The sequence below is a fragment of the Methanofollis fontis genome, assembly GCF_004297185.1.
Classification (GTDB): domain Archaea; phylum Halobacteriota; class Methanomicrobia; order Methanomicrobiales; family Methanofollaceae; genus Methanofollis; species Methanofollis fontis.
The window spans coordinates 495,288-522,162 of the sequence record NZ_PGCL01000001.1 but is presented as its reverse complement, the minus strand read 5'-3'; the positions used below and the strand labels follow the sequence as shown (position 1 = coordinate 522,162).

Sequence of the window (26,875 nt, the reverse complement as noted above, 5' to 3'; positions counted from 1 at the left end):
AAAAATCGACATACAGATCCATCGGAATCATTCTATGCATCCTCCTCTGCGTGTGCATCCCCGGTGCGGGCGCACTGGAACAGGACATGGCCGCAAACAGCAACGAATCGACAGATGAAGACTTTTCCGACCATCACCTGGCGCGGGCGAACGAGTCATTGCCCGACCTCCAGGTCACCGCCATCTCATGGATCCCTGCGGATCCGCTGGGCGGCGATCAGGTGGCATTCTCGGCAACGGTCAGAAACAACGGTCCGGGCTCGATCGTCCCGGATCAGATGCGTGAGCGGTGGTTATTCATGCTGCCGGAGATTGCATTTGTTGTCGACGACACCGAGACGGTGTACGGAGGCGGATACATCATCAACCGGCAAGATCCCCTCGGTCCCGGGGATGAGATGACCATCGGTGCCGCAGAATACTGGAGGGCCACAGCCGGGAGCCACACTGTCGAGGCGATCGTCGATCCCAACAGCACGCTTCCGGAGGCGGATGAGACGAACAATGCCTACAGCACCTCGTTCGATGTCGCATCCAGACCACCTGAAGGCGAATGTAAACTCCTGATCCTGGCGCCGGAAGAATTTACCGGCGCCCTTGCACCCCTGAAGCAGCACAAGGACGACACCGAGATGCCAGCAGAGATCGTCAGTCTTGAAACGGTCTATGCGAACTACGAGGGGGCGGACGAACCCGAACAGATCAAGCGGTGCATCGCCGACTATGAGGAAACCGCAGGAGTCATCTACGTCATGCTCGTCGGGGACGGAGACCGCTTCCCGATGCGCTTCACCATGACGGATCGAAAGGACGAGAACGCATATAACAGGGCATTTTATTCATCAGACCTCTACTATGCCGATCTCTACCGGGAGAATGGCACCTTCGACGACTGGGACGCAAACGACAACGGATATTACGGCGAGTTACGCGGAGAATCGATCCCGGACACCCTGAATGTCGACGATGTGGACATGATCCCGGACGTGATGGTGGGCAGGGTGCCGGCATCGACGGCCCAGGAGGTGGAGACCTATGTGGACAAGGTGATCACCTATGAGAGCGGGGCGTACAACGCAACGTGGACCGAACGGGCCCTGCTGATCCATAGTGGCTGGGTGGACAACGGCTGTGCGGTGCTTGAGGATATTGCATCGGACTATCTCACCGGTTTTGAGATCACCAGGCTCTACCCTGAGGGCAACCCCTGCATGCCGACCCCGACACCCAATGCCACAAATGTCAACGCCGCATTGAACAGAGGGACGCGATTTGTCTCCTATATCGGCCACGGCAACCAGTGGGGATTTACCTGCTACGTCATGTCCGACATGGCAGGGCTCCATAATGACGGAATGACACCGATCATCTTTGCATCCGCCTGCGACACCGGCATCTTCACCACACAGCCACCCTACCACCCCTATACCGACGTTGAGGGAGTCGAACACAACGGATGTGCCAACGGCGAAATCTTCACCGATGTCCCGCCGCAACCGGCACCGCTCCAGACGACCAACAACCCCGACGGCTTCGGGGTGGAGATCACCGTTAAACGCACCGACGGTGCCATCGGGTATATCGGATGCGCCGTGGGTGCACAGCCATATTCGACCGATCTCAATAGATATTTCTTCGAGAGATATCAGTACAGCGCCGGACATCTGACCCTCGGCCAGATGTGGGCGTACATGGTCAGTGAATACTATGAACAGCACGACCTGCCAGAAACCGTAGACCCGGTCAACTGGCATATCGTCGCCGAGGCGCATCAGCCCTGGAAGTTCCACCTTTTCGGCGACCCCTCCCTCAGGGTCGGCGGCGTCTCCTCCTTCCAGCCCGGCGACTTCGCCGGCACCTACGCCATGAACCATGACGGCTGGAAGGGGACGCTGGTGCTTACGCCCTCACCCACAGGGGATTACATCGAGCAGATCCCGAACCTTGAGGGAAACTATACAGGTTCGGACGGCGCCGAGCATGCGGCATACGGCTACGTGCGGGCGGCAGACTATCCGCTGCCACCCGAATGGGGGCCAGATTATAAGATCGAGTTCTACATCGATTTCGCCGACACCCTCGATGAGGAGGACGACCAGCGGTTCGAGGGCTACCTCTTCACGCAGACAGGGGAGGCGATCGCCGGGACGACATGGTGGCACGAAAGGCCGTTCGGATTCTATGCGATCAAATCTGGTTAAGGAGACATACACCCGCGGGGGAAGGCCCCCTCTCCCCGCCACAATGATGAGGAAACCTTGAAACCCCCCACCGACCATTCGGGATCATGAACCGCCGCCACGCAGGCATCGCAGCCCTCATCCTCTTCACCGTCGCCGTGCTGATCGGGGCGCTGGCGATGGCCGGAAGGGCCCTCGTATTTGCGGCTGATTATCTGGCGGGCACCGCCTTTCTCGCCGTCGTCATGATCGCCGCCTGGTGCACGAAGTGTCAGGCGCGAAAGGAGGGGTGCGCCCATGCCCTCCCGGGACTGATCGCCGGATGCCTCCCCGCACGCTGGCAGGGCCCCTATACCCTGCTGGACCATGCAGGCGTGCTGATCCCGGCCCTCATCATCCTGCTCGCCCCCCAGTACTGGCTCCTGCAGAACCCGGCCTATTTTGTGGTGTTCTGGGCCCTGGTCATCACAGCGGCGCTCCTGAACAGACGAACCGTCTGTCCAGACTGCACAAACCGGGAGTGCCCGCTTTCAGGGGCGAAGGAATCAGGGGCGCCAATCGAGACTGCCGCCCGATAAAAAAATGGTGAAAGGTCGGATATATTCGAATTATTCCATCCATTCGGCCGTTTCCGCCCTTTTCCTGGGCGAGAACACCAGATCAAGCACACCGTTGTGGTAGGACATCGCCTCCACATCCAGGGTCACCGGCGGGAGGTCTACCACCCGGCGGTAGCGGCGCTGACCGTCCTCAGCGACGATATGGACCGTGCAACCGTCCTGCCAGACCCGGATCCCCTCCTCCGAGACACCGGGGAGGTCGGCGGTCACGATCAGTTCCTTTCCCGCTTCGGTCACCTCGACCCGCGGCTCAATCTCCTCGGGCACCTCCTCGCCGGTGGCACCATCCTCCGCCTGTGCCGGTCGCCATGTGGGAGGAAGGACATGACAGTGCCCTTCCCTGACGAGCACCCGTATCCCGACTGCAATCGGTTTGTCGTCGTTGTCATTGAGTGCGTCGAGTACCATACCCTTGATGTACTCGGTCAGCTGCTGGAAATCTTCGTCTGGAATGGTCTTTTTCATTGTGCAAACCCCATCTGGAGTGCGTATTTCTGCTACGTCCCCAGGTACAGGGTTTCTGGAACGCGGGTAAAGGCGTTGCGATCCGGGCACGTCCACCGATGGGGAGGGGAGGGAAGAACCGGGAGATATACCCGGTACCAGGACCAGATCAGAAACGTACCCCAAAAAATTGTATGACGATCCTCATTTTTGTACAATTCATGCAAAACGACAACATTCCCAGATCGAATCATTTATGATAGGGTTCCCCGCGCATGATCCTGAAGCCCCGATAGATCTGCTCCAGCAGGATGAGACGCACCATCGTGTGGAGGAAGGTCATCCGCGAGAGGGAGAGGGTGACCCGGGCGCGGTCCAGCACCGCCGGCGAAAGTCCGAGCGGTCCCCCGATCACAAAGGCGATCTCATGTGCACCCTCGATCTCCCAGGAACGCAGACGGGACGCCAGGTCCTCGCTCGACCATGCCTCCCCCCGGAGGTCAAGCGCCACGAGCACGGCATTGTCGGGAACGACCGTACAGATCCGCTCCCCCTCCCGCTCCACAACCTGCGCCTCCTCTGCCGGCGAGGCACGGTTCGGGATCCGCTCCTCCCTCACCTCCACGATATTCAGGTCCGCATAAGGGCGGAGACGCTTCTCGTATTCGGCGATCCCCTCATTGATATATCGGTCCTTCACCTTCCCGACAGCGATCACACTGACCTGCATAGACACCTCCCTCATCCCTCTGCCCGGCATCTATATACGTCCTTCACCGTTGCCGCCTGACCGGGAGGAGAGGGATCCGGCACCCCGCCGGAACAGTCGACGCATGCCTTCCCATTCGCCTGCGGAAAGCCACCAAAAATAGATTTCAAGTATGAAAACGTCAGATACGCGCCCTGGTGCACCAGATCCAGCCCTCGTCGTCGCTCCTGAAAAACCGGTTCTCCCCGCACCGCATCCGCTCCATTCCTGACATCGAGTAATGGGCCATCACCCGCCCGCCGGCGTCCCGGATCACCGAGGCCATGCCGCCCGGCGTATACACCGAGAAGGGGGCGAGACCGCAGGCGTCCCTGATGGAGCCAAAGATCTGGCGCGGCACCGGACGGCGTCGGGGGGAGACCATCTGGCAGGGCGCCAGGTACTCGACGATCAACTGGTTCCTCCCGCTCCCGGAACCAAAGGCGCTGATGATCCCGGCCAGATCATCCCGCCCGAGATAATAACTCACCCCCTCGATGACCAGGAGCGTCGGTTCGGGCCCTGCATAGTGGGCAAGAGAGGAGGAACGGATATCCGCCCGCACGCAGGCGATCCGTCCGGCCAGGTCCGGGGCCACCCGCTCATAGAGAGCGTGCTTCTCCTCCATGCCGACGAGATCCGCCTCTACGACGCCGGCGATCCGGTCGGGATAGCGCTCCAGCATGTCCAGGGCGAGGGGACTCATGCCCGCCGCCGGAACGATCAACCGGCACGGTTCACCCAGCCGCTCCAGTTCGCGGCCGATCAGGCGGGCGATCAGGTACTTCCGGTTCAGGATCACCTCGCCGTACCACGGACAGACGTCGTCGCAGCTCCTCAGCAGGGCGTCGCCCTTCGAGAGATCGAGGGCGTCCAGAAACACCCGGGCCCGCCCTTCCTCATAGAGGGGAGAGGCCCATGCCATCACCAGTGCTGCTGTGGCGTCCAGTTCCATCCCTATAGTTCTCCGATATCCTCGTTCCAGAGCGCCGGATGATCCTCGATAAACCGGGCCATCATCTCATAGCATGCCGGGAGGTCGAGGTCGACCACCTCAACACCGTGATCGACCAGAAATGCCCGGGCGCCGGGAAAGTTCCTCGACTCTCCGACCACCACCCGCGGTATCCCGAACTGCACCACCGCCCCGGCACAGAGATAGCAGGGCATCAGTGTGGAGTAGAGCACCGTCTCCCGGTATCGCCCTACCCTGCCCGCATTCCTGAGGCAGTCGATCTCGGCATGGAGGACGGGATCGTCGTCCTGGACCCGCCGGTTATGCCCCCGCCCGATGATTGCACCGTCCCTGACCAGCACCGCCCCGATCGGGATCCCGCCCTCGGCGCCGCCCGCCTCTGCCTCGGCAAGCGCCGCCTCCATGAACCTATCCACGGCGCACCCCCCGTGCGGCATCGGGGGAGTTATCTCCGGATGCGCCGGCATAACAACCACCGATCAATCCGGTTTCAAAAATTATGTGTTTTTTGAGAGGTGTGATAGTGCCTGACATGGAATCGTGTACCCTATCCTGCCTGAACATCATGGAATAAAAATTCTGTTTTTTGCATGCGCGTCCAATCATAATAGAAAACAATCTAAACTCAGCGGAAGATCGAATAGATGGTGAAGAATATGCGGCGAAACCATGCCATTATTCTCGGTATCCTGCTCATTGTGGGCATGATACCCTGTGCAACCGCAGCAACCGACACGACCGGGCAGATCGGCGGCGATGTCGGCTATTATGCAATCCACTGCAATGTGGACGGCGCGAAGGTCTACTTCGACAACGACTACAAGGGCGATATCTCGGACGGTCGGCTTCTCGTAGAGGTCTATACCACCGGAACCCCGTACTCAACGATCAGTGTCGAGGCGGACGGCTACGAGACCTACACCACCAGGATCGTCGAATACCCGGCGAAGGGGGAGACCGTCGACATCACCGTCGATCTCCAGCAGGCGCCGATCGGCGGGGACATGGGCTCCTATCTGGTGCGCTGCACGGTCGAGGGTGCGAGCGTCTACTTTGACAACGACTTCAAGGGCCAGATCGCAAACGGCGAACTCCTGGTGCCGGTCTACACCACCGGAACCCCGTACTCCACGATAAGCGTCGAGGCAGAGGGTTACGAGACCTACACCGCCCCGATCAGCCAGTACCCGGCGAAGGGCCAGACCGTAGAGATCGACGTCAGCCTCCAGCAGTCACCGATCGGCGGCGATCAGGGCGCCTACCTGGTGCGCTGCAACGTCGAAGGGGCGAGCGTCTATTTCGACAACGACAACAAGGGCGTGATCGCAAACGGTCAACTCCTGGTGCCGGTCTACACCACCGGAACCCCGTACACCTCGATCAGGGTGGAGGCCTCCGGCTACCAGACCTATACCGCCCCGATCAACCAGTACCCGGCAGCGGGCCAGACCGTCGATATCTCGGTCACCATGACGCCGGTGACACCGGCGTCCCCGCTCTCCCCGCTGACGGTCCTCGGCGCCCTCTGCATCGGCGGCGTCCTCCTGATGCTCAGGAGACGATCCTAACCCTTTTTTCCCAGTATCCGTTCCAGAAACGGACGTTTCAAAAGCGAGATCTCGGAATCGAAATAATCGACCCACTCGGCGATGAGCGAGGTCTTCTCACGCTCTTTCCGGAGCGTCTCCTCAAGAAGGGCGATCCTGGCCGAGAGCGCCTCCTCCCGCCCGGTAATCTCGCGGCGGAGGGCCTCGATCTCCAGCGCCTGCCTGGCCACGACGTCCTTGAGGTCACGGGCATCGAAGTACGCCTGCACCGCAGGGGAAGGGGGAGTGTCCTCGTCCGGGACGGCGATCCCCGCTGCCGCCTCTGCCACCGCCCGCTCCGCCTCCAGATCCCGGTTGTTCCGGGCGGCCTCGGCGAGCGTCCGCACGGTCTCGACGGCCTTCGGGTGATAGAGCCTCACCGGCCCGATCGTCCGGCAGCGAAAGAGTTCCGGATGATCGGCAAGATATCCCCGCACCTCCGCCTCGGGGAGGGCTGCGAGATCGGCGATTTCGGCCGGTTTGAGGTAATCCTGTCCCGTGTTCATGGCATTCAGCAGATCACTCTCGGTTGGGCGGGGATAAACCCTCCCATTTCTCATTCCAGCCGCTCTCCCTCGACAAACCAGTCCATAAAATAGCGGAACGAGCGGTTCTTCCGCCTTGCCCGCTCAATATCGAAGACCACCAGGATCTCGTGGAGAAACTCGATGCGGGACACCCCCCGCGGGATCAGGGCATTGAAGTCCTCCTTGGTGATCCGGTCGGTCCGACCGATATGCTCCCTGATACCGAGACGGGCGGCGTCGGCATCGCCAAGACCGGCGATATACCAGCTCTCGATCTCGGTGATCACGATCACGATCCGCTCGGCCTCCATGGCGTGGCCAAAACGGTTGAGGGTTTCCTGCACTCGCCGACGGGCATAGCGCGTCCGGTCGATGTCGCGGACGAATATATAGGCCGTCTGCGACCGCCGGATCGCCCGGACCAGGTTGATCGTCCGCTGCCTCTTCTCGCAGGCATATTTCCAGACCCGCAGTGAGTAGCCCCGCCGGGCACAGAGAGGGGCGATGAGGTGCGAGAAGAAACGCTCGTCGTCCGGACCTTCGAGAAGGACATAGAGGGGCTTATCGGGCACCGGTCCACCTCAGAGCAGGTCCTGCACATAGAGCTCGTCGATGCCCATCGTCTCGAGAAAGACCTCCAGATCCTCCCGCTCGGAGGGGCGGGAGATCACCGAGTTCCCCTCATCGTCCCGCCGCACGAGCAGGATGTCCTCTCTGCCCGCATACTTCACCACCTCGGGGTGATGGGTGGTGACCAGGACCTGGCGGCCCAGGTGGTCGGAGACGTCCTGCATCATCGCCACCAGGCGTGCGATGAGGTGGGGGTGGATGTTTCTCTCCGGTTCCTCGATGATCACCACCGGGCGGTCTTCGAAATAGAGGAGCACCACCATGGCCGTGAGGTTGATCGTGCCGTCGGAGATGAGAAAGGAGGGGATGGTCCCGGGGGCGTAGCGCTCCTGCAGGGTGGTCATCACCACCCGCTCGGTGACGCCCTCCACACTGACCTCCTCGATGTAGGGGAGGAGGTCGCGGATATGCCCCCATGCCCGCCGCCGCCGGTCGGGGTCGGCCAGGATCGCTCGGAGCACCACGGCCAGATTGCTCCCATCACGTTCGAGCGATGCCCGCCCCGAGACCTCGGCCGCCCGTTTTGCCAGCCGAGGATCGATGTCATAGTGGCCGAGATCGCGGAAGAAGTTCCGGACCTGGTAGACGAGCGGGGAGAAGGAGGGATAGATCACCGGGTTCTCGAGCATCGACTCGTCGGGGGCGAGGGGGGCGGCGGCCAGCGGCGTGCAGTCCGGTTCGGGTGCACATGCCGCCGGTTCCACATGGCAGGTGACCACCCCGTCCACCGAACGGAGAAGCCGGATCATTCCGTCGCAGAGGGGGGAAACATCCCCCGGCCCGACAACAGTATAGGTGCAGGAGGCGGCGATCTCCTCCGAGACCACACTGCAGGCTGCGCCCGAACAGCGGAGGGAGAGGGAGTAGGTGCACCGCTCCACCGAGGCCTCGATCACCCGCCCGCCGTTCCGGAAGAAGCGTACCCGCACCGGGGCGCCGTCGGCATCGAGGACGACGGAGACCAGGGTCTCCTCACCGGGAGGCGCCCTGAGATTTCGTATATAGGCTGCCCCGCCCTGGAGGGAGACGGCGTCCGCCAGACCGTCCCGTGCGCAGTCTGAGAGAAAGGAGAACACCTCGACAAAATTTGATTTCCCGGCGGCGTTCGGACCGATGACCACCGAGAACGGGCCGAGACGGACGTCTGCATCCCGGAAACTCTTGAAATTCCGGACAACAATCCCCGCTATCTTCATTGGCACCTCTACAGGGAAATGCGGGGTGAAAGGATAAGAGGGTGTTCCCGGAGGGCGTCAGATTTAAATACGATCATGCCGGCATCGGGCGTATGACCTTTTATGAAGAGGTGCTCGATAAGATTGCGGCCCTGATGACCGCCGCATTCGGGCTGGTTGCCGCACTGGCATGGAACGGCGCCATACAGGCACTGTTCAAAGAGATGTTCGGTGAGGCCGAAAGTCTCCCGGCAATGTTCTCCTATGCCCTGATCGTGACCATCCTTGCCGTCATCGCCACCATCTGGATCGCCAGGGCGGCGGCACGGGCAAAGAGCGAGAAAAAAGAGTGAGGATTGACTTCAGCGCCAGATCCAGCCTATCAGACCGGTGTCGGAGCGCTCTCCTTCGGCAAGAAGCCTGAGGCGCTCCTGCTCCGCCTCCATCACCCCGATCTGCTCCATCAGCACCGCCCGTGTGGCGTCGTCACAGGTGCAGTTCGCCACCAGGCGCTCCATCTCCCGGATCTGTACGCCGCTCTGGTTCACCTCCTCCAGGAGGACGGCGGCACCCTCATCGTCTCCGCCGAAGAAGAAGCGTGCATACCCAGGTCTCGCATGGATCCGCTCCTCGGCGGCGAGGCGGGTCTGGATGGAGGCGTTGTACTGGCGGGCGAACGCCGAGATGTTCCGGCCGATCCCACCGTCCATCTCTCCAAAGGCCAGGAGGGCCTGAACCGCCACCCTGACACTGTTCTGGTTCTGCACCGCGATGCGGGCCGGCCCGCTCAGGTTCCCGGCTTCGGCGTCGAATCGTGCGGAGGATCCGTTGATCTCGTCCCGCAGGTGTTTCTGCAGCCCTGGTGGAGCGGCATCCCCGGCCTGAGTCTGATTACCCCCGACCTGCCCCCCCGGACCGCCGGCACCGCCCGCTCCCTGCCCGTTCCCCTGCGCCGCACACACCGGGGCGGCGAGGAGGAGACAGACGACGATAATTGCACCTGTTCGACACAGCATGCACCCCTGTGTGTGCGATCCTCTATAGAATAGTTCGCATCAGGGGGAGGGAGCGATGCGTCGCCACACGCACCATGCGACCCCGAGCAGGAGGGCGGCGGCCGCCACCACCGCCGCACACCATACGGGATCGTGCCGGAAAAGGTGCAGGAGGGCGCCGGCACCGAGGGCAATCCCAAAACTGCTCACCGCACTCCCGACCAGCACACAGCCCACCGCCCCGCCGATCCCGAACCCCAGGATCCGCCCCAGGATGGTGGCGTTCACCCCGCCCGAACCCTGGAAGGGGATAATGACAAACAGGATCAGCCCGGCATAGGAGAAGCGCTCGAGCCAGGGGCGGGCGTCCAGGTATCCTCTCCCACCCTCCATGAACCGCCCGATCACGCCGCCGATAATCGGGATGCGGAGGGCGAGGTCGAGGTTGAGGGCGATGAACAGCGAACAGCAGAGGTCCATCACCAGGGTGCTGGCGCCGATAAGCCACCAGGGTTCGCCGAGCCCGATGCCGATCGGGATCACCGATTCTTTGCCGGCCGGCGGGAGGAGATAGGCCGTGATCAGACCGAGAAGCACCAGAAACTCCGGATAAGGCCGACTCAGGTAGAGGGCAAGGAAAAACACCAGGGCGATTCCCATCGGAATCACGAGACGGAGCAGGCGGGAAACCGTCGGATCCCTGAATACCGGCAGTTTCCAGAACCCGAGCACCCCGATCATTCCTCTTCATCCATCGTTCCGGCCGGGGATAAAGCATCACCCCGCCGGAGACGGCGGAGGATCAGCAGCACCAGCGCACCGGCAAGCACGCAGAGGAGCAGACCGACCGTCTGGACGATGTCACCGGAAAACTGGCTGAAGAGGGCGCCCGCCCCGAAGGAGTAGAGCGCCGACCCGGTGATCGCTCCCACCGCAACACACAGCACCACGCCCCGCCGCCCCAGGCCGAGCAGGCGTCCGGCCACCGTCCCCCCCACCCCGCCCGAACCCTCGAAGGGGAAGAGCACGAACAGGAAGAGGCCGGCATAGGAGAGGCCTCGGATCCACTCGTGCCGCCGGAACAGGGCATGCCCCCCGCTGCAGAAGCGCTCCAGCCAGGGGCCGAGATAGGGGAGGCGGAGCAGGAGGTCGAAGTTCAGGGCCACGAGCAGGCATCCGGTGATATCGATGTAGGCGAAGGAGGCGGCGGTGATCCACCAGGGATAGCCGAGGGCGGCGGCGAGAGGTATGAGCGTCTCCCGCCCCACCGGTGGGACGATATAGGCGAGCATCAGCCCGATATAAAAGAGGGCGTCGGCAGGGACAAGAAGAAAGACGAGTGCCGCATACAGGGGATAGAGCAGCAGGGGAATGCCCAGACGGGCGAACCGGGAGAGGGGGGGACGGACCGGAACCGCCCCCTCTCCCTCTGCCGCACCCGCATCATCCATACACCGCGAGGTCGCCCCCTGCCTATGAAAGCATATTGATCCGTCACTCCAGCAGGACCAGCCCGATCGAGGTGATCCGGCCGTGGAGGATCCGGCCGTAGACCATGTTCTCACAGGGGATCGGGCTGAAATTCCAGCCCGCCGCCCGTGCCGTGGCGAAGACGTCCATGCCGGCCGCCTCCATCGAGGGGCGCATCACATCGGCATGGCGGCAGAAGCGTTTCATCGAGGGATCGACCGTCCCCCCGCACTCCTCAGGGATGCAGGTCTCGCAATAGATGCAGGGGTACGCCCCGAAGCCGAAGGCCTTATAGAAGCCGTCATAAAAGGCGACCTTCTCCAGGGCATGCACCGTCCCGTTCACCCAGACGATCAGGTCATGGAAGAACGGGTGGAAGTCCTCCGGGACGTCCTCGGGCCTGAGATCGGGGTGCGCAGGGTCACCATCGAAGCGGAGCAGCAGGGCGGTTTCGTAGTTCGCAACCATCCGGCGGGTCTCCTCTGGCGTCGGCGAATAAGGCGGGCAGGAGAGATGTTTTGCATACCCCTTGCACCCGTAGCGGCATTTGAAACGCACCCAGTCAGCAACCACAATCTCTTCCGCCCTGATCGGCGCCGCAACCGCACCCCGGCGCTCCACACAGGCGATCAATCTCTCGATCTCGGCATCCAGGTCCCCAGGCATCCGTCCACCCCGGCAGATGAAACGGCGTGGATCAGAATAAGGGTTTGGATCAGGGGGAGGGGGGGCAGCGCTCGGAGAGGATGCGCCCCACGATCTGGGAAGAACTGGCGAGCAGACCGTCATAACGGCCGATCCTGACGACCTCGGCCCGGAGACCGCGCTCACGCAACGCCTCCCTGAGGTCGCCCTCCCTGAAGTACTGGTTGAAGCCCAGGGTGATCACGTCCGGGTCGATCTCCCTGATGGGGGCGAAGATGTCCACCGGATCGCCCAGACGGGCATGGTCAACCGGCTTGAGGGCCTGCACCATCGCACACCGCTGCTCCTCAGGGATGATCGGGGCGGGCTTGTGGCGGACGTTGGCGTCACGTGCGACGATCACGTGGAGCTCGTCTCCCAGCCGCTTCGACTCCGCCAGATAGAAGAGGTGGCCCGGGTGGAGGATGTCGAAGGTGCCGGTGGCAACGATCCGTCTCATCCGATCACCGCCAGGTCGTGGGGGGTGCCGTCGGCGGTGAAGCAGGCCCAGTCGGACGGGCCGTAGGGTGCGCCGATGATGAGGTGGTAGCGCCCGCCGGTGCGGGGGAAGAAGCGTAGGTCGGCGTCCGAGGGGAGGAGGACGCCGTTCGGGTGGGAGTGGGCGCTGCCGGCGTTGTGGATGCCGAGGGGGAGCATGTCCAGGAGCACATGGGCGCTCTCCTCGGTGCCGACCGTTCCGGGCACCAGGTCGACGCCGGTGATGACGCCGTCCTCCTCGGTGAGGATGGCGGCGAACTCATACGGATGACTCTCCTCCCCGAGCCTGAGGAGGAGGTCGAGGACGTCGGCGGCTATTCCCCTGATCTTCATACGCGGATCCCTGTTGGGTGCCATGCGCAATCAATGATTGGATCACGACCGTCAGAAGGGGCCGTCCTGCACATAACTCCGTCCCAGAAGGAGGGCGACCTCGGCACGGGCGAGTTCCCGCCCCAGGTAGGCGGCATGATCCAGGCGCGAGACGCAGCCGTTTTCGATGAGCGCCGAGACCACGTCGGCGGCGGTGCGCCCCCGGTAGACCCGGCCCTCGTGCTCGGCCAGGATCCAGCCCTCATCGGCCCCTATCCTGATATTTCCCGCCGGGTCGGGCACGAAGCCGTCCGGAGCCGGCGGGACGTCGACCGCCTCGCCGACCGGCAGGGGCTCGCGGCGGCGGCGTTTCTCCTTGAGCACGAAGAGGTCGATCCCCAGGTCCTTGGGGTAGGGGTGGTCGCCGAGGGCGCCCATCATCTCGGTCGCCCGCCGCATCTCCGCCACCGACCCCCGTGTCTTGTCCGAGTGCTCGCTGGTGAACACCACCGCCGCCCCCACCTCGTGCGCACAGGCGGCGAGCAGGGCATTCACCCCGACCGAATCGGCGTCGATGAGTTCGACGACATTTCCCGCCCCGAAGAAGAGGGGGACGCCGCGATCCCCGAAACCGGCAAGCGAGGCCGCAAATCCCGAACCTGCAGGCTGGAGGAGGGGGTCGGCGATCAGGGCCTCGACCCCGACGTCCCGGGCGGCCCGGAGGTTCTCGGCAAGACCCGCCGTGCCCGGCACGACGACGGCCGCAGCACCCGCCGCCGCCACCGCCGCCCCCACCTCGGGGATGTTTCCTTCATGGAGGGAGAGGATGAGGTCCGCCCTGTCGAGCGCCGCACGGATCAGGAGGGGGTCCTGGGTATCGGCGGCCAGCGGGCGGCCTATCCCCTCGAGGACCGCAAAACAGCGTTCGACATCCGCAGGAGAGGCGTCGAAGCCGAAGCCGAGGTCCACGATGTCCGCCCCGCGGGCGAAGAAATCCTCCACCCCCTCCCGCAACGCCGGGTGGCGGTGGGCGTCCATGATCTCGGCGAGCACCTTCATCCTGGACCCCCCACCGATCTTCACCCCGCGGACCACGAAATCGGGCTCAGCCTCCGCCTCCGCCTCAGCGATCCGCCCGTAGGCCGCCTTCCGCCGCTCGGTGGCGATGAGGTCGTCGGCCGGGAGCGTGCGGGAGAGGGCGACCGTCCCCAGGAGGCCGAGCACCATGCCGAGGTCGGCGGCATGCCGCGGCCCCATCACGATCGGCACCCCGCTCTCCTCCTCGACAGATGCAAAACTGGCCGTGGCCATGCCGGGCACGATCACCAGGTCGTAGTCGCCGGAGGCGATGAGCGCTCCCAGGTCGGCGGGGGTGAGGAATGCGGCGATCTCGCCGGTCACGGCGACCTCGGCATCATGGCCCCGGGCGGCCTTTCTGACGATATCGGCGGTCAATGAGCCGGTCGGAAGCAGGATTCGCATGCAGATCCCTTCGCGGCAGAGAGGATAAGTCTTGAGGGGCGGTCGGAACGGGATCCCTGAGCCTGAAGGTATTGAGGCGCAGACCGCCAAACAGACCGGTCCCCATCTCCTGGCTCGAATAACAGATATCCACCCCGCCAGCCCTTGTCCTGCAGGGGATTCCCCTCAGCGAGAGGCCGTTTTCATAGGTCGTTTTCAATAGACGCGGAAAGAGCGGACGCAACTCCGCTGCGGCGGCAAAGTGCGAGAGCATGAAGGTGACCGCATCCGTACCGGCAACCGGGGAGTCGGGACGGCCGATCATCTCGCAGAGCTGCTCGTTCATCCACAGGATCTTTCCTTCGGCATCCTGTAGTGCAATGCCGTCACTGGACTCATTGAATATTGAAAAATGAAGATATGAAGAAGAACCACACTCCTGAATGCTGGTTCCGGCAATGCCCGCCATACAAGGTAATGTCGATGGAATTAATTTAATATTTCGGACATATTAATGTCATTAATTTAACTGGCTGCGGCATCCCCCAGACCCGGGCGTTCAACGATCATACCAGGAGTGAATGGTGATCCTTCAGACCCGCCAGGGCGCACCGCCCCCAATTGGGAAGAATACCAGCCATTAATAGGAGACAGAGCAATACCGATCTGATCTCATGCTGAGGTGCGATCTGCACATCCATACCAGGTATTCCCGCGACGGGGAGAGCAGTGTCGAGGATATTCTCCGGAGGGCCGAACAGGTTGGGCTTGACGCCGTTGCGATCACCGACCACGACAGCGTGGAGGGGGCGCTCCATGCCATGAGATGCGAGCACCGGATCATCGTCATACCCGGCACCGAGATCTCCACAAAACAGGGGCACCTCCTGGCGCTCGGGGTCACCGAGGCGTTCCCGAAGGGGATAGACTTTTTTCTGGCAGTGAAGCGGGCCAGAGAGGCCGGGGCGGTGCTGATCCTCCCCCACCCCTTCCATATGTGGCGGCACGGTGTCGGGCGCAAACTGCGGGCCGGACTCTCGACCGTCGACGCCATCGAGGTCTTCAACAGCCGCTACATCACGGGCACGGCGAACCAGAAGGCCGCCAGGATCGCAAGGCGCCTCGGAAAACCGGCTGTCGGCGGGAGTGATGCCCACCACGCCCGTTTTGTCGGCTACGGCTACACCCTGGTCGATGCGGAGCCCAACGTTGATTCGATCCTGACGGCGATCCGGGAGGGGCGCACCTCTGCCGGCGGCCAGATGACCCCGATCAGCTCGTATACCAGACAGTCCATGAAGAGTTCGTGGAAGAGGGTCCAGGCCAGGATACCCAGATGAGATGTGCGTTCAGGATCGGCTACTGGGGGGAGCAGTTCTTCGGCTCCCAGGTCCAGCCCGACGTCAGGACCGTGGAGGGAGAGGTGGCGGCCGCCTGCCGCCGCCTCGGTCTCTTCGACGACCCAAAAGAGGCGGGTTTCACCTCTGCCGGCCGCACCGACCGCGGGGTGCATGCTGCCGCCCAGGTCGTCGCCTTCACGACCGATCTGCCCGGACGGGCGGTGGCCGCCCTGCCCCACGAACTCCCGAAGGACATCTGGTGCACCGGATGGGCGGCGGTCCACGACCGCTTCAACCCCAGAAAGGAGGCGCTCGCCCGCACCTACCGCTATTATTTCGGTGAACACCCCGGCGACCTTGCGGCGATGAACAGGGCGGCGGCGCTGTTCGTCGGGGAGCACGACTTCACGCTGTTTTCACGAAAAAGCGAACGTTCCCCCATCAGAAGGGTGCTCGCCACTTCGGTCGCAGAAGAGGAGGGGGCCTGCGTCTTCCAGGTGACGGCGGAGAGTTTTCTCTGGAACATGGTGCGCTGCATGGCCGGCGCCCTCGACGCCGTCGGGCGGGGGGAATGCGGGGCGGATGGAATCGCCGACCTCCTCACCGGCAGGGGCGGGAGGCGCCCGGCGGCCGCACCCCCGCACGGTCTGATCCTCACCGATGTCGACTACGGATTCGCCTTCACTCCCGTCCGCCCGTCACGAAAGGCAATGGCGGCACTCGAAAACAGGGGGCGGGAACTCCGCCAGAAAGAGGGGGCGAACCGGGAATTACACCGGTTCTGCCTGGATGTCCCGCGGGAGCAGGCGGTCGATGACGAACTGCGGCACCTGCCCTGAGGTCTGGACGGCCATGTGGAAGTTCGCCTTGCCCTCCGCCATACCGATGTACTTCATGAGCATCCTGAAGTCGGTGTCGAGCAGTTCAATCCCGAAGACCCGGACCGAGGCATGATAGGGTCCGAGCTGCTTTTCCTCACCTACCACGAGTTTCTGCCGGTTTCCGTTGACGTCGAAGATCAGTTCGTCGTCATAGCTGAGGGCCATCATACGAGCGTTGCCGATGGTGACCGCCTCCCCGTCAGGGAACCAGACATTGTAGGTCGTGGTGTACGGGAATGACGAGGCGCCGGGGGCGTCGGTGATCTCGATGTCGAGCGTGAGGAAGGCGGCGGCCGCCAGCAGGACGATCAGCACAACGATGCCAAGGGCGATCTTCAGCCCTCTCCCCCGTTTCGGCGGGGACGAGGGGGGCGAGGCCGGCGGTGGCGGAGACGCCGGCGACGGTGCCGGTGCAGGCTCCGGTTCCTGCACAGGGGGTACGGGCTCTGCCGGAGACGGATCAACGTTCACTTCTTCGTCCATACTCTGATCAGGGGAGAGTGTGATGTTCTGCCTATATATGCATGCTGAATCCGCCCTGAGAGGCGACCAACAGAACCAAGTCGGATCGGGAGCATAGTAACCTAAAAGAGCAGCCCGACAAATGTAATGATCGATAATGAAAAACATTCACCGATGTGGAGTTGATCACTATTTCTGAGATTCCAAAAGAGGAGTACCTGAAGCCCTGCACGGCGGCATGTGCGGGATGCAGCTCGTCCCTCTGCCTCCGCTATGTGCTGAAGGCGGCCGGCCCGGACACCGTGCTGGTCATCCCCGCCTGTTGCACCAGCGTCATACAGGGGATGTATCCGAACACCTCGTTCAATGTCCCGGTCTACAACATCGCCTTTGCGGCGGCGGCGGCCTGCGCCTCCGGGATGAGCCGGGCATTCAGGAGCGAGGGGAAGAAGACGAACGTCATCGTGTATGCCGGAGACGGCGGCACGGTGGATATCGGCATCCAGGCGCTTTCCGGCGCCTTTGAGCGCGGCACGGACTTTCTTTACATCTGCTACGACAACGAGGCCTACGGGAACACCGGGATGCAGCGCTCGGGTTCGACGCCGCTCGGCGCACTGACGACGACGACACCGGCCGGAAAGACCGAATACAAAAAGGACCTCGACCGGATCGTCGCCGCCCACAACCCGCCCTATATGGCGACCGCATCCAGCGCCTATCCCCTGGACCTCTATAAGAAGGTGAAAAAGGCGCTCTCCATCGAGGGGCCGAAGTTCATCCACATCATGGCGCCCTGCCCACCGGGCTGGCGCTATGACTCGGACCGCACCATCGAGATCGGCAAACTCGCCGTCAAGACCGGGATGTGGGTGCTCTGGGAGCGGGAGCACGGCAACCTGACCGTTTCCGGCCCCTCGAAAGGGGCGATGGCCCGCCCGCAGCCCATCGACGAGTATATCAAGGCGCAGGGCCGGTTCAAGGCGGCGACACCGGAGATCATCAACGAACTCCAGCAGACCGTCACGAAAAACCTTGAGCGGATCAGAAAGGAGGCCGAGGGCATATGCTGACGATTGCAACCGGGAACAAGGCCGTGGCAGCGGCCGTAAAGGAGGCGAAACCCTCCGTGGTGGCCGCCTACCCGATCACCCCGCAGACCGAGATCATCGAGCAGATCGCCCAGTATGTCTCATCCGGCGAGGCCGATATGGAGTATATCCCGGTGGAGAGCGAGCACTCGGCGATGGCCGCCTGTATCGGCGCCGCCGTCACGGGCGTGCGGACCTTCACCGCCACGAGCTCCCACGGGCTGCTCTACATGCACGAGATGCTCCACTGGGCGGCGGGCGCCCGCCTGCCCATCGTGATGGCGAACGTGAACCGCGCCCTGGGGCCGGGCTGGAACACCTGGGCCGAGCACACGGACGCCTTCTCCCAGCGCGACACCGGGTGGCTCCAGGTCTTCGTCGGCACCGTGCAGGAGGCCTACGACGCCACCCTGATGGCCTTCAGGATCGCCGAGGACGAGCGGGTGCTGCTGCCGGTGATGGTGAACCTGGACGGCTTCTCGCTCTCGCATATCATGCAGTCGCTCGAGACCGTTGAGGTCGGGGACTTCATCCCGCCAAACCGCCTCCCCCACGCCATCGACATCGAGAACCCGATGGGTTACGGGCCGATGACCGGGCCGGCCGACTACTTCCGGTTCCGCTGGGACATCGAGCGCTCGATGCGGGACTCCAGGACAGTGATCCAGGAGACCGAGGCGGCATTCGCCGAGCAGTTTGGACGGAAATACGGCCCGACCGAGGACTATCGCTGTGAGGATGCCGATGTCGTCGTGGTCTCGATGGGCACCCTCGGCAAGGAGGCCGAGGTGGCCGTGGACCTCCTCAGGGAGGAGGGCGTGAAGGCCGGTTCGATGCGGCTGCGCTGGTTCCGGCCCTTCCCTGACCTCGACCTGAAGGGCAGGGAGGTCGTGGTGATCGACCGCGACTACTCCTTCGGCTACGGCGGTGTTGTGGCGGCCTCGATCCGGGCGAAGACCGGCGTCGAGTGCTACAACGTCATCGCCGGCCTGGGCGGACAGGAGGTCACCTACGACGATATCGCCGGTTTCGTGAGGGAACGGCGGATCGGCGAGGAGCACTGGTTCGGGGTGAACGAATAATGTACGAGATCAGGATTCACTCCCGCGGCGGGCAGGGCGGCGTGACGGCGGCGCGGCTGCTCGCTCTGGCCGCCTTCAGGGACGGCAAGCATGCGACCGCCTGCCCCTTCTACGGGGCGGAGCGGCGCGGGGCGCCGGTCACCTCGTTTGTGCGGATCGACGACGGCCCCATCAAGATCTACTCACAGATCAGGAACCCGGACATGGTGGTGGTCCTCGACGCCAGCGTCATGGAAACGGTGGACGTCGTGCAGGGGCTCAAGGAGGGCGGTGTCGTCGTCATCAACAGCGAGCACCCCCACGAGTTCCCGGGCTACACCTCCTACCATGTGGACCTCACCGGCATCGCCCTGGCCGAGAACCTGGCGATCGCCGGCACGCCGATCGTGAACACCCCCTTCCTGGGGGCGGCGGCCCGCCTCGGCGTGGTCTCGTTCGAGTCGGCGAAACAGGCGATTTCAGAGATGTTCTCGGACAGGAGAAATGTTGCCGTGGCCGAAGCGGCATATCAGGAGATGGTCGTATGAGAGAGAGGCTTGCGCTGAGCAGACCGACAAAGGGTGCGTGCGGCCAGACAGGGTCGTGGCGGGTCTTCCGGCCCGTCGTGGACCATGAAAAGTGCAACCAGTGCGGCATCTGCGCCATCCACTGCCCGGACGGCGTGATCGATGAAGAACTCAACATCGATCTCGACTTCTGCAAGGGCTGCGGCATCTGCGCCAACGTCTGCCCGAAAAAGGCAATCGAGATGGTCAGAGAAGAGAAATAACTTTTTTTGTCTGCTCTGTTGAAATCCTTCCCCCAACGCGCTCAGGGGAATTGCGAGGGTGACTACGGTTTCGATCTTTTGAGATGCCCTAATACCGTCATTCTCCACGGGGCGGGGGTCGACAGACCCCGGGCACCCGTGGCTCCATCACCATCCAATGCCCATCCGATCAGGTTATCAACAGAGCCAGAATTTCCGAATTTGTTATTGAGAAGGCAGGGATGCCATGAGGGCATAGAAAAATTCCGGTTTCCTTAACGTAAAAAGCCCGTACCATGCGTCGAGGGTTGCGGGATTCATGACATCCAGTTTCCTGAATATGCTGCAGGCAAATTCAACCGGTGCAAGCCCGCTTGCCGTGATAAGGTTCCCGTCTGTCACTGTAGGCTCTGTCCGGTACAATTGTTCTCCTTTGTATCCGGGGCAGAACATTTTGAGCGCTTCGGGATCATTGCTGGTGTGGGGCCGGTTGTCAAGCAGCCCGGCATTGGCCAGTCCGAGGGTAGCCCCGCAGATTGCTGCAACAACCATCTCCTGCTCAAGGAGCGTGTCTACCATATTGATAATCGACGCATGGGCGGGATCAAGCCAGGGGTCTGCGCCGGGCAGGAGCAGGAGATCTCCTTTTTTGGCCCTGATATTCTCAATGGTGATACCCGGTGTCAACTTCAGTCCGCCCATCGTCGTTATCGGGTCCAGGGATTTTCCGCACAGGACGACATCGTACTTCAGCGACGGGTCTTTGAGGTACCTCCCGGAATGGAGTTCGCCAAGGGCATGGCCGGTTTCCCAGTCGGAAAGCGTATCAAGGATATAGAGATAGAGTGTCGGCATTTGGCATCACTACGCCATCAACACTTGGGGGGATGGGATATCAATTTTATTTCCCGAAATTACCGGAAATTTAAAAAAAGTGCTTGTTGAAATCCGAAAACATTTCCTCAAAACGTCAACCTCGGTTGATACCGAACAACAGGTTATTACCGGATTCGTTGCCTCGAAAAGCCAGGTTCGTGATACCCAGCATGCAAAGAAACTACTCAGGCAATGCCACAATCTCCGGAAATCCGATTGTTATGTCATGGATCGGGGATACGACTCTGAAGCCATTCACCGGCTGATCCGGGAAGTCCTTCATGTCAATTCGGTTATCCCTCTCCGATCCTGGAATGCTGACTTCGTTGGTGGGACGTACCGACAGGAAATGGCCACTCGGTTCAATGACATCATCTACCCTCGACGACAAAAACGTTGAAAACAAATTATCTGTCTTGAAAAGAAAATTCTCCGGGGATCTCAAAGCAAGAAAATTTCTCATCCAGACAAAAGATATCGCCGGAAAAATAATTGTCTGTAACCTCCACAGATCCTTACAATTTCTCATCGTGGAGGTTTTCTACAGTGCATTTTTGTCTGGATCCGCCCCGCCCCAATCGCATATATCAGAGCGGTGCAAAAACTGGGAGTGATGATGACGGAAAAACAGGTCGGGCTCGTCCACTGCCGCCGGTACGACCCTGAAGAGGTCGATCGCGCGGTGGAGCGGGCGATCGGGCTCGTCGGCGGGATCGGCGCCTTCGTCCGGTCAGGCCAGCGGGTGCTCCTCAAGCCGAACCTGCTGATGGGCGCCGAACCCGCAAAAGCAGTCACAACCCACCCGGCGGTGCTGGGCGCCGTCGCCCGCCTCATCGTCCGCCACGGCTGCACCGTCGTGATCGCCGATTCGCCGGGCGCCGGGACGCGCTATACGGAGAAAAATCTCCGGCGGTCCTATGAAAAATCCGGGTTTGCAGCGCTCGCGGCTATCCCCGGCGTCACCCTCTCGACCGACACCGCCTCGAGCACCGTCTCCTACCCCGAGGGGGCGGTGATGAAACGCTTTGCCATCATCGACGAGGCGCTTGCAGCCGACGCCATCGTCACCGTCTCAAAGGCGAAGACCCACCTATTCACCGGATACTCGGGTGCGGTCAAGAACCTCTTCGGCGTCGTGCCCGGACTGGAGAAACCGGTCTTCCATGCCCGTTTCAGGCGCCCCGATCAGTTCTCGGAGATGCTCCTCGACCTCAACGCTGCGGTCGTCCCGGTGCTCCACATCATGGACGCCGTCGTCGGCATGGAGGGCGACGGCCCAATGTCCGGGAGCCCGCGCCCGATCGGCGCCATCCTGGCCGGTGCAGATCCGACGGCGGTGGATGTCGCCACCTCCCGTCTGATGGGGATGGACCCGAAATCGGTGCCGACGATCGCCGCCGCCATGGAACGCGGCGTCATCGCCCCCGAATGCTCCAACCTCGAGATGCTCGGCGACGACCCCGGTGCAGTGCGGGTACCCGACTTCAGAAGGCCCTCCACACATCCCGGCGGCCCGGCCGTCCCCTGGCCAAACCGGCAGATTCTCCGCTTCCTGCAGCGAAGGGGGACCGACCTGCGCCCGCTTCCCGTCCCAGATCCGGAGCGGTGCAGCGGATGCGGGCGCTGTGTGCTCACCTGCCCGGCCGGTGCCATGCGGATCGAGGAGGGGCGGGCGGTGATCGACGCCGCCTCCTGCATCCGATGCTACTGCTGCCATGAGATGTGCACCGATGGTGCGATCGACCTGGTGCAGGGGATAGGTGGGCGGATCGCCGCCCGTCTGCTGCGGTGATGGGGGGCGCAATCCTTTTATAGAGGGCGGGACCGTCTCTCTTCGGGGGACGAGAGAATGGATACCTTTGAGTCGAAAGTGCACGCCATGAAGGAAATGCCGCCTGCCGAACAGAAGGCAATGGTCGACCGCCTGAAATCGATGTGCACCTGCGCCAGCTGCCCGTCGTACACCAGCTGTGCAAAAAACGGAAACGAACTAATCTTCTGCGCAACCGGAAAGAGTTTCATGTGCATCCCGACGGAAAAAGGCTGCATCTGTCCGACCTGCCCGGTGGCGGCGGAGATGGGACTGAAATATTCATTTTTCTGCACACGCGGCGCAGAAAAGGCACAGCGTTATGAGCATGCCCTCTGGGGCACGAAGATGGTGTAGACCATCTTCGGCAGTTTTTGAGAGGGCCAGAGCCTGAAACATCCGGAAAAGAGATTATTTCTCTTCCCTGGCCATCTCGATCGCCTTCTTCGGGCAGACGTTGGCGCAGATGCCGCAGCCCTCTTTACGGACCGAAAGACCTCATCGTCGCCATAGCGGTTGCAGTGCACGAGGGCGACCTGTTTCATGGGAGAGGGTGGTGCCTCCTCCTATGTGCGTTTTGCGATGATCCGGGATTGTTCGATGCCTCTGACCGGGAGGGGGGCACGAATTTCCCCACATACCCATACCCGCCCCTATCGCATCGACCGGGGGAGCGGGGGGTGACAAAACCCATCCGGTTTTTTGCGGGAAAAAGCGATTAGCACCCGGAACGGGAGGGGATCCCTCCCCATCACACAAAAGAGAATTATTCCGTGATCATCGTCCCGACGCCGGCATCGGTGAAGAGTTCGAGGAGGATGGTGTGGGCCTTGTTGCCGTTGACGATATGGGCATGGGGCACACCGCCCCGCACCGCCCGGACGCACGACCCGATCTTCGGGATCATCCCCTCGGAGATGGTGCCGTCGGCCATCAGGTCCTCGGTCTCGGCGACATGGAGGCGGCGGAAGACCTGGGTCCGCTCCTTATCCATCACGCCGTCGACATCGGTGAGGTTCACGAGTTTGAAGGCCCCCAGGGCGACGGCGATCTCACCGGCCGCCGTGTCCGCATTGATATTGAGGCTCCGCCCCGCCCGGTCGATGGCGATCGGGGCCACGACGCCGATATACCCGTTTTTCAGCAGGGTTTCCAGGATCTCGGGGTTGATCCGCTCGATCTCGCCGACATACCCGAGGTCGACCTCATGCTCCTCCTCGCCGATGAGCACCCGCTGCATCCCGATCTTCTTCGCCATGATCAGGTTGCCGTCATTGCCCGAGAGCCCGACGCCCAGGGCGCCGCACCGGGCGACGCGGGAGACGATGCCGTCGTTGATCTTGCCGACCAGCACCATCTGGGCGATCTCCAGGGTCTCGTCGTCGGTGATCCGCAGGCCCCCGACAAACCGCGGCTCCTTGCCGAGCGCCTTCATCTTCTCGGTGATCTCCGGACCGCCGCCATGCACCAGCACCACCTGCATCCCCACATAATGGAGGAGTATGGCGTCCTTGATCGCATTCTCCAGCACCTCCTCATCGACCATGGCATGGCCGCCGAGTTTGATGACGATGGTCCGCCCGTGGAACTGCTGGATATAGGGCAGGGCCTCCATCAGCACTTCTTCGCGCCTCATGTTGTGTACTTCCCGTTGATCTCAACATATTTCTCGGTGAGGTCGCATCCCCATGCGGTGGCCTCGCCCTCGCCGTCGCCGACCGAGAGGGCGAAGACCACCCGCCGCCCCTGCATCGCCGCCTTCGCCCGCACGAGGTCGGAGACGATCTCGCCGTTCCGGACGAGGGGGGTCTCGGCCTCGCCCTCCCCGATGGAGAGGTCCACCGCATCCGGGTCGAAGGGGGTGCCGGCACGCCCGGCCGCGGCGATCACCCGCCCCCAGTTCGGGTCCTCGCCATAGACCGCCGTCTTGACGAGCGGGGAACCCACGACCGTGCGGGCGATCATCTCGGCCGCCGCCTCGTCCCCGGCCCCGGAGACCCGCACCTCGATGAGCTTGGTGGCGCCCTCGCCGTCGGCGGCGATCTGCATCCCGAGAGAGATGCAGCACTGCTCCAGGGCGGCGTCGAAGGCCGCACGCGGCACCCGCCCCGCAGCACCCGTGGCCGTGCAGAAGGCGCAGTCGTTCGTGCTCTCGTCGCCGTCCACGACCACCCGGTTGAAACTCCGCCTCACGGCCGTGCGCAGGGAGTCCGATAGGTCCTCGGCCCCGATCTCGGCATCGGTATAGATGAAGGCGAGCATCGTGCCCATGTTCGGGGCGATCATCCCGCTCCCCTTGCAGATGCCGCCGACCGTGAAACCGTCCGCCTCCACCAGGGCGTGCTTCTCGACGAGATCGGTGGTCATGATCGCCCGGGCGGCGGCGGTCTCGGCCGCGGCCGAACAGGAGAGTGTCGGCGCCACCGCCGCACACTGCCGCCTGATCAGCGGCAGGTCCAGGTAACGCCCGATCACGCCGGTGCTCGCCACCCCGACCCGGCCGGCATCGACACCGAGCGCCTCGCCGGCGATGGCGGTCATCTCCACGGCGTCTTCAACGCCCCGCTGCCCGGTATAGGCGTTCGCACACCCCGAGTTCACCACGATCGCCTCCAGGCGGCCCGCCCGGATCTGCCGGCGCATCACCTGCACCGGGGCGGCGGCCATCAGGTTCGAGGTGAAGGTGGCGGCCGCCGTGCCCTCGGCCCGGATCAGGGCGAGACCATATTTGCCCTCCTTTATTCCCGCCGCCTCCACGCCGGGGACGGCGCAGAGACTCTTCATTCCTCTTCTCCCTCCGAGAAGGAGGTGCCGAGCCCCTGCACGATATCGCGACGTGCAAGGATCCCGACCAGCCGCCCCTTCTCCACGACCGGCAGGCGTGCGATCCCCTCCCTCAGCATCAGGGCCGCCGCACGCTCGATCTCCTCGTCCGGTCCGATGGTGATCACCGGCATCGACATCACCTTCCGCACCGTCACCTTCCCCACATCAGAAAGGGCCTCACGGGTCTTCTCCCAGTTGATCGCCTCCCGGATCGGGACCTCGATGAACTCGAGGGGTGATGGAAGCCAGAGGTCGTTCGAGATCCCGCCGGTCTTCAGCAGGGAGAGGATATCGGCCTCGGTGACCATACCGACCACCTGGTTCTCGTCGATCACGGGGAGCCCGCTCACATTGTGTCGGCGCAGCAGCGACGCCGCCCGGCGGACCGAATCGTCGGGGGAGACGGTCACCGGGTCCACGGTCATGATATCACGTACTTTCATTCTCTTCATCTCCGTTCAGGGTAGGCACGGGGGCACGGTCAGCCCCGCATTTTCGGCATAGCCGCACATAATATTCATATTCTGGATCGCCTGCCCGGCAGCGCCCTTGACCAGGTTATCGATCGCCGAAACGGCGACGACCCGGCTTCCCTCGCTCTCGACGGCGATATCACAGAAATTGCTCCCCCGCACCGCCGACAGCATCGGCCGCTGGAGGCGCACGAAATACTCGCCCCGGTAGAACTCGCGGTAGAGGGCCTCCACCTCCTCCTGCCCCATCGGTTCGTCCAGGAGGATGTGGGCGGTCGTCAGGATCCCGCGGTTCACCGGCACCAGGTGCGGGGTGAAATAACACGCCGCCGTCGAACCGAGTCTGGCGAGCTCCTGCTTCATCTCGGCAAGGTGGCGGTGGCTCGTCCACTTGTAGGGGTTGATGCCGTCGGCCACGTTCGGGTAATGGGTCGTCGCCGAGGGGTTGTCGCCCGCCCCGGAAACCCCAGTCTTGGAGTCGTAGATCACGTGCGCCGCATGCGGCGCCAGGGGTGCCGCCGCCAGCGTGGCGCCGGTTGGGAAACATCCGGGGTTCGAGACGAACCTGGCGTTTTTCACACCCTCCCGCGAGATCTCCGGGAGACCATACGGCGCCTCGAACCAGTCGGTATGGCTGACACCGTAGATTCTCTCATACACATCCCGCGGCAGCCGGTAGTCCGCGGAGAGGTCCACGACCCGGATCCCCCGCTCCAGGAGGGGGGAGACATAGTTCATGGCGGCGGTGTGGGGCACCGCAAGGAAGGCGAAGTCCGCCTCGATATCCCCGGCCGCCGGGTTCGTAAAGACACAATCGGTATACCCGCGCAGGTGCGGGTGCTGATCGGTCACCGGGCGCCCCTCCAGCGCACGCGAGGTGGCGACCGTCACTTCCGCCTCCGGATGGGTCATGAGGAGACGGATCAGTTCACCGCCGGCATAGCCGGAGGCCCCGACGATAGCGACATCCATACAGGAGT

35 protein-coding genes and 1 pseudogene are annotated in these 26,875 nt (G+C 62.9%); 14 read left to right on the top strand and 22 right to left on the bottom strand.

The window, feature by feature from the left end; all coding sequences use genetic code 11:
• The first annotated feature begins 86 nt into the window (after positions 1-86).
• Positions 87-2,201 carry a C25 family cysteine peptidase gene (locus tag CUJ86_RS02565; protein ID WP_165394741.1) on the top strand — a complete coding sequence of 705 codons (2,115 nt, stop codon included), beginning with the start codon at positions 87-89 and terminating at the stop codon, positions 2,199-2,201.
• Positions 2,202-2,287: 86 nt separating this feature from the next.
• Positions 2,288-2,758 carry a hypothetical protein gene (locus CUJ86_RS02560; protein WP_130645984.1) on the top strand — a complete coding sequence of 157 codons (471 nt, stop codon included), beginning with the start codon at positions 2,288-2,290 and terminating at the stop codon, positions 2,756-2,758.
• A 30-nt stretch (positions 2,759-2,788) separates the two neighbouring features.
• Here CUJ86_RS02560 and CUJ86_RS02555 read toward each other — a convergent pair whose 3' ends face one another.
• From CUJ86_RS02555 to CUJ86_RS02540, 4 genes are all read right to left on the bottom strand, one after another.
• The gene (locus tag CUJ86_RS02555; RefSeq protein WP_130645983.1) at positions 2,789-3,265 is read right to left on the bottom strand and encodes an Hsp20/alpha crystallin family protein; all 477 of its coding nucleotides are present in this window, start codon (positions 3,263-3,265) and stop codon (positions 2,789-2,791) included.
• 229 nt (positions 3,266-3,494) lie between these two features.
• Positions 3,495-3,974 (bottom strand): 23S rRNA (pseudouridine(1915)-N(3))-methyltransferase RlmH, encoded by a 480-nt coding sequence (gene rlmH, locus CUJ86_RS02550; protein ID WP_130645982.1) that lies wholly within the window; start codon positions 3,972-3,974, stop codon positions 3,495-3,497.
• Positions 3,975-4,134: 160 nt separating this feature from the next.
• On the bottom strand, positions 4,135-4,947 hold the full coding sequence (locus CUJ86_RS02545) for a hypothetical protein (protein ID WP_130645981.1): 813 nt from the start codon (positions 4,945-4,947) through the stop codon (positions 4,135-4,137).
• 2 nt (positions 4,948-4,949) lie between these two features.
• Positions 4,950-5,435, bottom strand: a complete 486-nt coding sequence (locus tag CUJ86_RS02540) for a nucleoside deaminase (RefSeq protein ID WP_235855549.1) — start codon at positions 5,433-5,435, stop codon at positions 4,950-4,952.
• A 189-nt stretch (positions 5,436-5,624) separates the two neighbouring features.
• On the opposite strand from CUJ86_RS02540, the gene CUJ86_RS02535 reads away from it, so the two are divergent.
• Positions 5,625-6,536 carry a PEGA domain-containing protein gene (locus tag CUJ86_RS02535; RefSeq protein WP_130645980.1) on the top strand — a complete coding sequence of 304 codons (912 nt, stop codon included), beginning with the start codon at positions 5,625-5,627 and terminating at the stop codon, positions 6,534-6,536.
• Here CUJ86_RS02535 and CUJ86_RS02530 read toward each other — a convergent pair.
• From CUJ86_RS02530 to CUJ86_RS02520, 3 genes are read right to left on the bottom strand one after another with little or no spacing between them, the layout of a single operon-like run.
• The gene (locus CUJ86_RS02530; protein WP_130645979.1) at positions 6,533-7,060 is read right to left on the bottom strand and encodes a hypothetical protein; all 528 of its coding nucleotides are present in this window, start codon (positions 7,058-7,060) and stop codon (positions 6,533-6,535) included. The two genes, CUJ86_RS02535 and CUJ86_RS02530, sit on opposite strands and share 4 nt — an antisense overlap.
• A 50-nt stretch (positions 7,061-7,110) precedes the next feature.
• The gene (locus CUJ86_RS02525; RefSeq protein WP_130645978.1) at positions 7,111-7,653 is read right to left on the bottom strand and encodes a hypothetical protein; all 543 of its coding nucleotides are present in this window, start codon (positions 7,651-7,653) and stop codon (positions 7,111-7,113) included.
• 9 nt (positions 7,654-7,662) lie between these two features.
• Positions 7,663-8,907, bottom strand: a complete 1,245-nt coding sequence (locus tag CUJ86_RS02520; protein WP_130645977.1) for an AAA family ATPase — start codon at positions 8,905-8,907, stop codon at positions 7,663-7,665.
• Positions 8,908-8,999: 92 nt separating this feature from the next.
• Between CUJ86_RS02520 and CUJ86_RS02515 the strand changes: the two genes are divergently transcribed.
• The gene (locus tag CUJ86_RS02515; protein WP_130645976.1) at positions 9,000-9,239 is read left to right on the top strand and encodes a DUF5654 family protein; all 240 of its coding nucleotides are present in this window, start codon (positions 9,000-9,002) and stop codon (positions 9,237-9,239) included.
• Positions 9,240-9,248: 9 nt separating this feature from the next.
• Here the strand turns inward: CUJ86_RS02515 and CUJ86_RS02510 are convergent, their stop codons facing one another.
• Genes CUJ86_RS02510 through CUJ86_RS02475 form a run of 8 tightly spaced genes read right to left on the bottom strand, consistent with a single transcriptional unit; the run spans position 9,249 to position 14,775 of the window.
• On the bottom strand, positions 9,249-9,902 hold the full coding sequence (locus CUJ86_RS02510; RefSeq protein WP_130645975.1) for a hypothetical protein: 654 nt from the start codon (positions 9,900-9,902) through the stop codon (positions 9,249-9,251).
• 39 nt (positions 9,903-9,941) lie between these two features.
• A complete protein-coding gene (locus tag CUJ86_RS02505; protein WP_130645974.1) occupies positions 9,942-10,622 on the bottom strand; it encodes a small multi-drug export protein in 681 nt (226 codons plus the stop codon).
• Positions 10,619-11,332: a small multi-drug export protein gene (locus tag CUJ86_RS02500; RefSeq protein ID WP_130645973.1), complete on the bottom strand. Its 714-nt coding sequence runs from the start codon at positions 11,330-11,332 to the stop codon at positions 10,619-10,621. Before CUJ86_RS02500 ends, CUJ86_RS02505 begins: the two co-directional genes overlap by 4 nt.
• Positions 11,333-11,375: 43 nt before the next feature.
• Positions 11,376-12,017 (bottom strand): DUF2284 domain-containing protein, encoded by a 642-nt coding sequence (locus CUJ86_RS02495; protein ID WP_130645972.1) that lies wholly within the window; start codon positions 12,015-12,017, stop codon positions 11,376-11,378.
• Between the two features lie 49 nt (positions 12,018-12,066).
• Positions 12,067-12,495: an adenylyltransferase/cytidyltransferase family protein gene (locus tag CUJ86_RS02490; RefSeq protein WP_130645971.1), complete on the bottom strand. Its 429-nt coding sequence runs from the start codon at positions 12,493-12,495 to the stop codon at positions 12,067-12,069.
• Entirely contained in the window at positions 12,492-12,866 is a 375-nt protein-coding gene (locus CUJ86_RS02485) for a Mov34/MPN/PAD-1 family protein (protein ID WP_130645970.1), read from the bottom strand. The genes CUJ86_RS02490 and CUJ86_RS02485 overlap by 4 nt, the downstream gene beginning before the upstream one ends.
• 51 nt (positions 12,867-12,917) lie before the next feature.
• Positions 12,918-14,327, bottom strand: coding sequence for a dihydropteroate synthase-like protein (locus tag CUJ86_RS02480; RefSeq protein WP_130645969.1), 1,410 nt, complete (start codon positions 14,325-14,327; stop codon positions 12,918-12,920).
• On the bottom strand, positions 14,260-14,775 hold the full coding sequence (locus CUJ86_RS02475; RefSeq protein WP_130645968.1) for a PAS domain-containing protein: 516 nt from the start codon (positions 14,773-14,775) through the stop codon (positions 14,260-14,262). Before CUJ86_RS02475 ends, CUJ86_RS02480 begins: the two co-directional genes overlap by 68 nt.
• Before the next feature lie 205 nt (positions 14,776-14,980).
• Here CUJ86_RS02475 and CUJ86_RS02470 point away from each other — a divergent pair, with 205 nt between their 5' ends.
• Complete coding sequence (locus CUJ86_RS02470) at positions 14,981-15,646, top strand: PHP domain-containing protein (RefSeq protein WP_130645967.1); 666 nt, start codon at positions 14,981-14,983, stop codon at positions 15,644-15,646.
• Complete coding sequence (gene truA / locus CUJ86_RS02465; RefSeq protein WP_130645966.1) at positions 15,643-16,485, top strand: tRNA pseudouridine(38-40) synthase TruA; 843 nt, start codon at positions 15,643-15,645, stop codon at positions 16,483-16,485. The genes CUJ86_RS02470 and truA overlap by 4 nt, the downstream gene beginning before the upstream one ends.
• On the opposite strand, the gene CUJ86_RS02460 is transcribed toward truA, so the two are convergent.
• A complete protein-coding gene (locus CUJ86_RS02460) occupies positions 16,417-17,010 on the bottom strand; it encodes a hypothetical protein (protein ID WP_165394740.1) in 594 nt (197 codons plus the stop codon). The two genes, truA and CUJ86_RS02460, sit on opposite strands and share 69 nt — an antisense overlap.
• Before the next feature lie 161 nt (positions 17,011-17,171).
• Here CUJ86_RS02460 and CUJ86_RS02450 point away from each other — a divergent pair, with 161 nt between their 5' ends.
• The 4 genes from CUJ86_RS02450 to CUJ86_RS02435 are packed head-to-tail and all read left to right on the top strand — an operon-like array spanning position 17,172 to position 19,931.
• A complete protein-coding gene (locus CUJ86_RS02450; protein ID WP_130646215.1) occupies positions 17,172-18,062 on the top strand; it encodes a thiamine pyrophosphate-dependent enzyme in 891 nt (296 codons plus the stop codon).
• Positions 18,056-19,162, top strand: coding sequence for a transketolase C-terminal domain-containing protein (locus CUJ86_RS02445; RefSeq protein ID WP_130645964.1), 1,107 nt, complete (start codon positions 18,056-18,058; stop codon positions 19,160-19,162). Before CUJ86_RS02450 ends, CUJ86_RS02445 begins: the two co-directional genes overlap by 7 nt.
• Entirely contained in the window at positions 19,162-19,689 is a 528-nt protein-coding gene (locus CUJ86_RS02440) for a 2-oxoacid:acceptor oxidoreductase family protein (RefSeq protein ID WP_130645963.1), read from the top strand. The genes CUJ86_RS02445 and CUJ86_RS02440 overlap by 1 nt, the downstream gene beginning before the upstream one ends.
• Complete coding sequence (locus tag CUJ86_RS02435; protein WP_130645962.1) at positions 19,686-19,931, top strand: 4Fe-4S binding protein; 246 nt, start codon at positions 19,686-19,688, stop codon at positions 19,929-19,931. Before CUJ86_RS02440 ends, CUJ86_RS02435 begins: the two co-directional genes overlap by 4 nt.
• 204 nt (positions 19,932-20,135) lie before the next feature.
• On the opposite strand, the gene CUJ86_RS02430 is transcribed toward CUJ86_RS02435, so the two are convergent.
• Positions 20,136-20,765 carry a type 1 glutamine amidotransferase family protein gene (locus CUJ86_RS02430; RefSeq protein WP_130645961.1) on the bottom strand — a complete coding sequence of 210 codons (630 nt, stop codon included), beginning with the start codon at positions 20,763-20,765 and terminating at the stop codon, positions 20,136-20,138.
• 79 nt (positions 20,766-20,844) lie between these two features.
• Between CUJ86_RS02430 and CUJ86_RS12345 the strand changes: the two genes are divergently transcribed.
• Genes CUJ86_RS12345 through CUJ86_RS02415 form a run of 4 tightly spaced genes read left to right on the top strand, consistent with a single transcriptional unit; the run spans position 20,845 to position 22,953 of the window.
• Complete coding sequence (locus tag CUJ86_RS12345) at positions 20,845-21,186, top strand: transposase (protein ID WP_165394739.1); 342 nt, start codon at positions 20,845-20,847, stop codon at positions 21,184-21,186.
• A complete protein-coding gene (locus CUJ86_RS11745) occupies positions 21,116-21,400 on the top strand; it encodes a hypothetical protein (RefSeq protein WP_165394701.1) in 285 nt (94 codons plus the stop codon). The genes CUJ86_RS12345 and CUJ86_RS11745 overlap by 71 nt, the downstream gene beginning before the upstream one ends.
• The gene (locus CUJ86_RS02420; RefSeq protein ID WP_235855548.1) at positions 21,400-22,578 is read left to right on the top strand and encodes a DUF362 domain-containing protein; all 1,179 of its coding nucleotides are present in this window, start codon (positions 21,400-21,402) and stop codon (positions 22,576-22,578) included. Before CUJ86_RS11745 ends, CUJ86_RS02420 begins: the two co-directional genes overlap by 1 nt.
• Positions 22,579-22,635: 57 nt before the next feature.
• Positions 22,636-22,953, top strand: coding sequence for a DUF2769 domain-containing protein (locus tag CUJ86_RS02415; protein WP_130645960.1), 318 nt, complete (start codon positions 22,636-22,638; stop codon positions 22,951-22,953).
• Positions 22,954-23,007: 54 nt separating this feature from the next.
• Here CUJ86_RS02415 and CUJ86_RS12340 read toward each other — a convergent pair.
• The 5 genes and pseudogenes from CUJ86_RS12340 to argC all read right to left on the bottom strand — a co-directional run.
• Positions 23,008-23,073: pseudogene (locus CUJ86_RS12340) on the bottom strand (4Fe-4S binding protein); the annotation flags it as partial.
• A 289-nt stretch (positions 23,074-23,362) separates the two neighbouring features.
• Entirely contained in the window at positions 23,363-24,232 is an 870-nt protein-coding gene (gene argB, locus CUJ86_RS02405; RefSeq protein WP_130645959.1) for an acetylglutamate kinase, read from the bottom strand.
• The gene (gene argJ / locus CUJ86_RS02400; RefSeq protein WP_130645958.1) at positions 24,229-25,380 is read right to left on the bottom strand and encodes a bifunctional glutamate N-acetyltransferase/amino-acid acetyltransferase ArgJ; all 1,152 of its coding nucleotides are present in this window, start codon (positions 25,378-25,380) and stop codon (positions 24,229-24,231) included. Before argJ ends, argB begins: the two co-directional genes overlap by 4 nt.
• Positions 25,377-25,865 (bottom strand): CBS domain-containing protein, encoded by a 489-nt coding sequence (locus CUJ86_RS02395; RefSeq protein ID WP_130645957.1) that lies wholly within the window; start codon positions 25,863-25,865, stop codon positions 25,377-25,379. The genes argJ and CUJ86_RS02395 overlap by 4 nt, the downstream gene beginning before the upstream one ends.
• A gap of 15 nt (positions 25,866-25,880) precedes the next feature.
• Positions 25,881-26,867 (bottom strand): N-acetyl-gamma-glutamyl-phosphate reductase, encoded by a 987-nt coding sequence (gene argC, locus CUJ86_RS02390; protein ID WP_130645956.1) that lies wholly within the window; start codon positions 26,865-26,867, stop codon positions 25,881-25,883.
• Between the last annotated feature and the right edge of the window lie 8 nt (positions 26,868-26,875).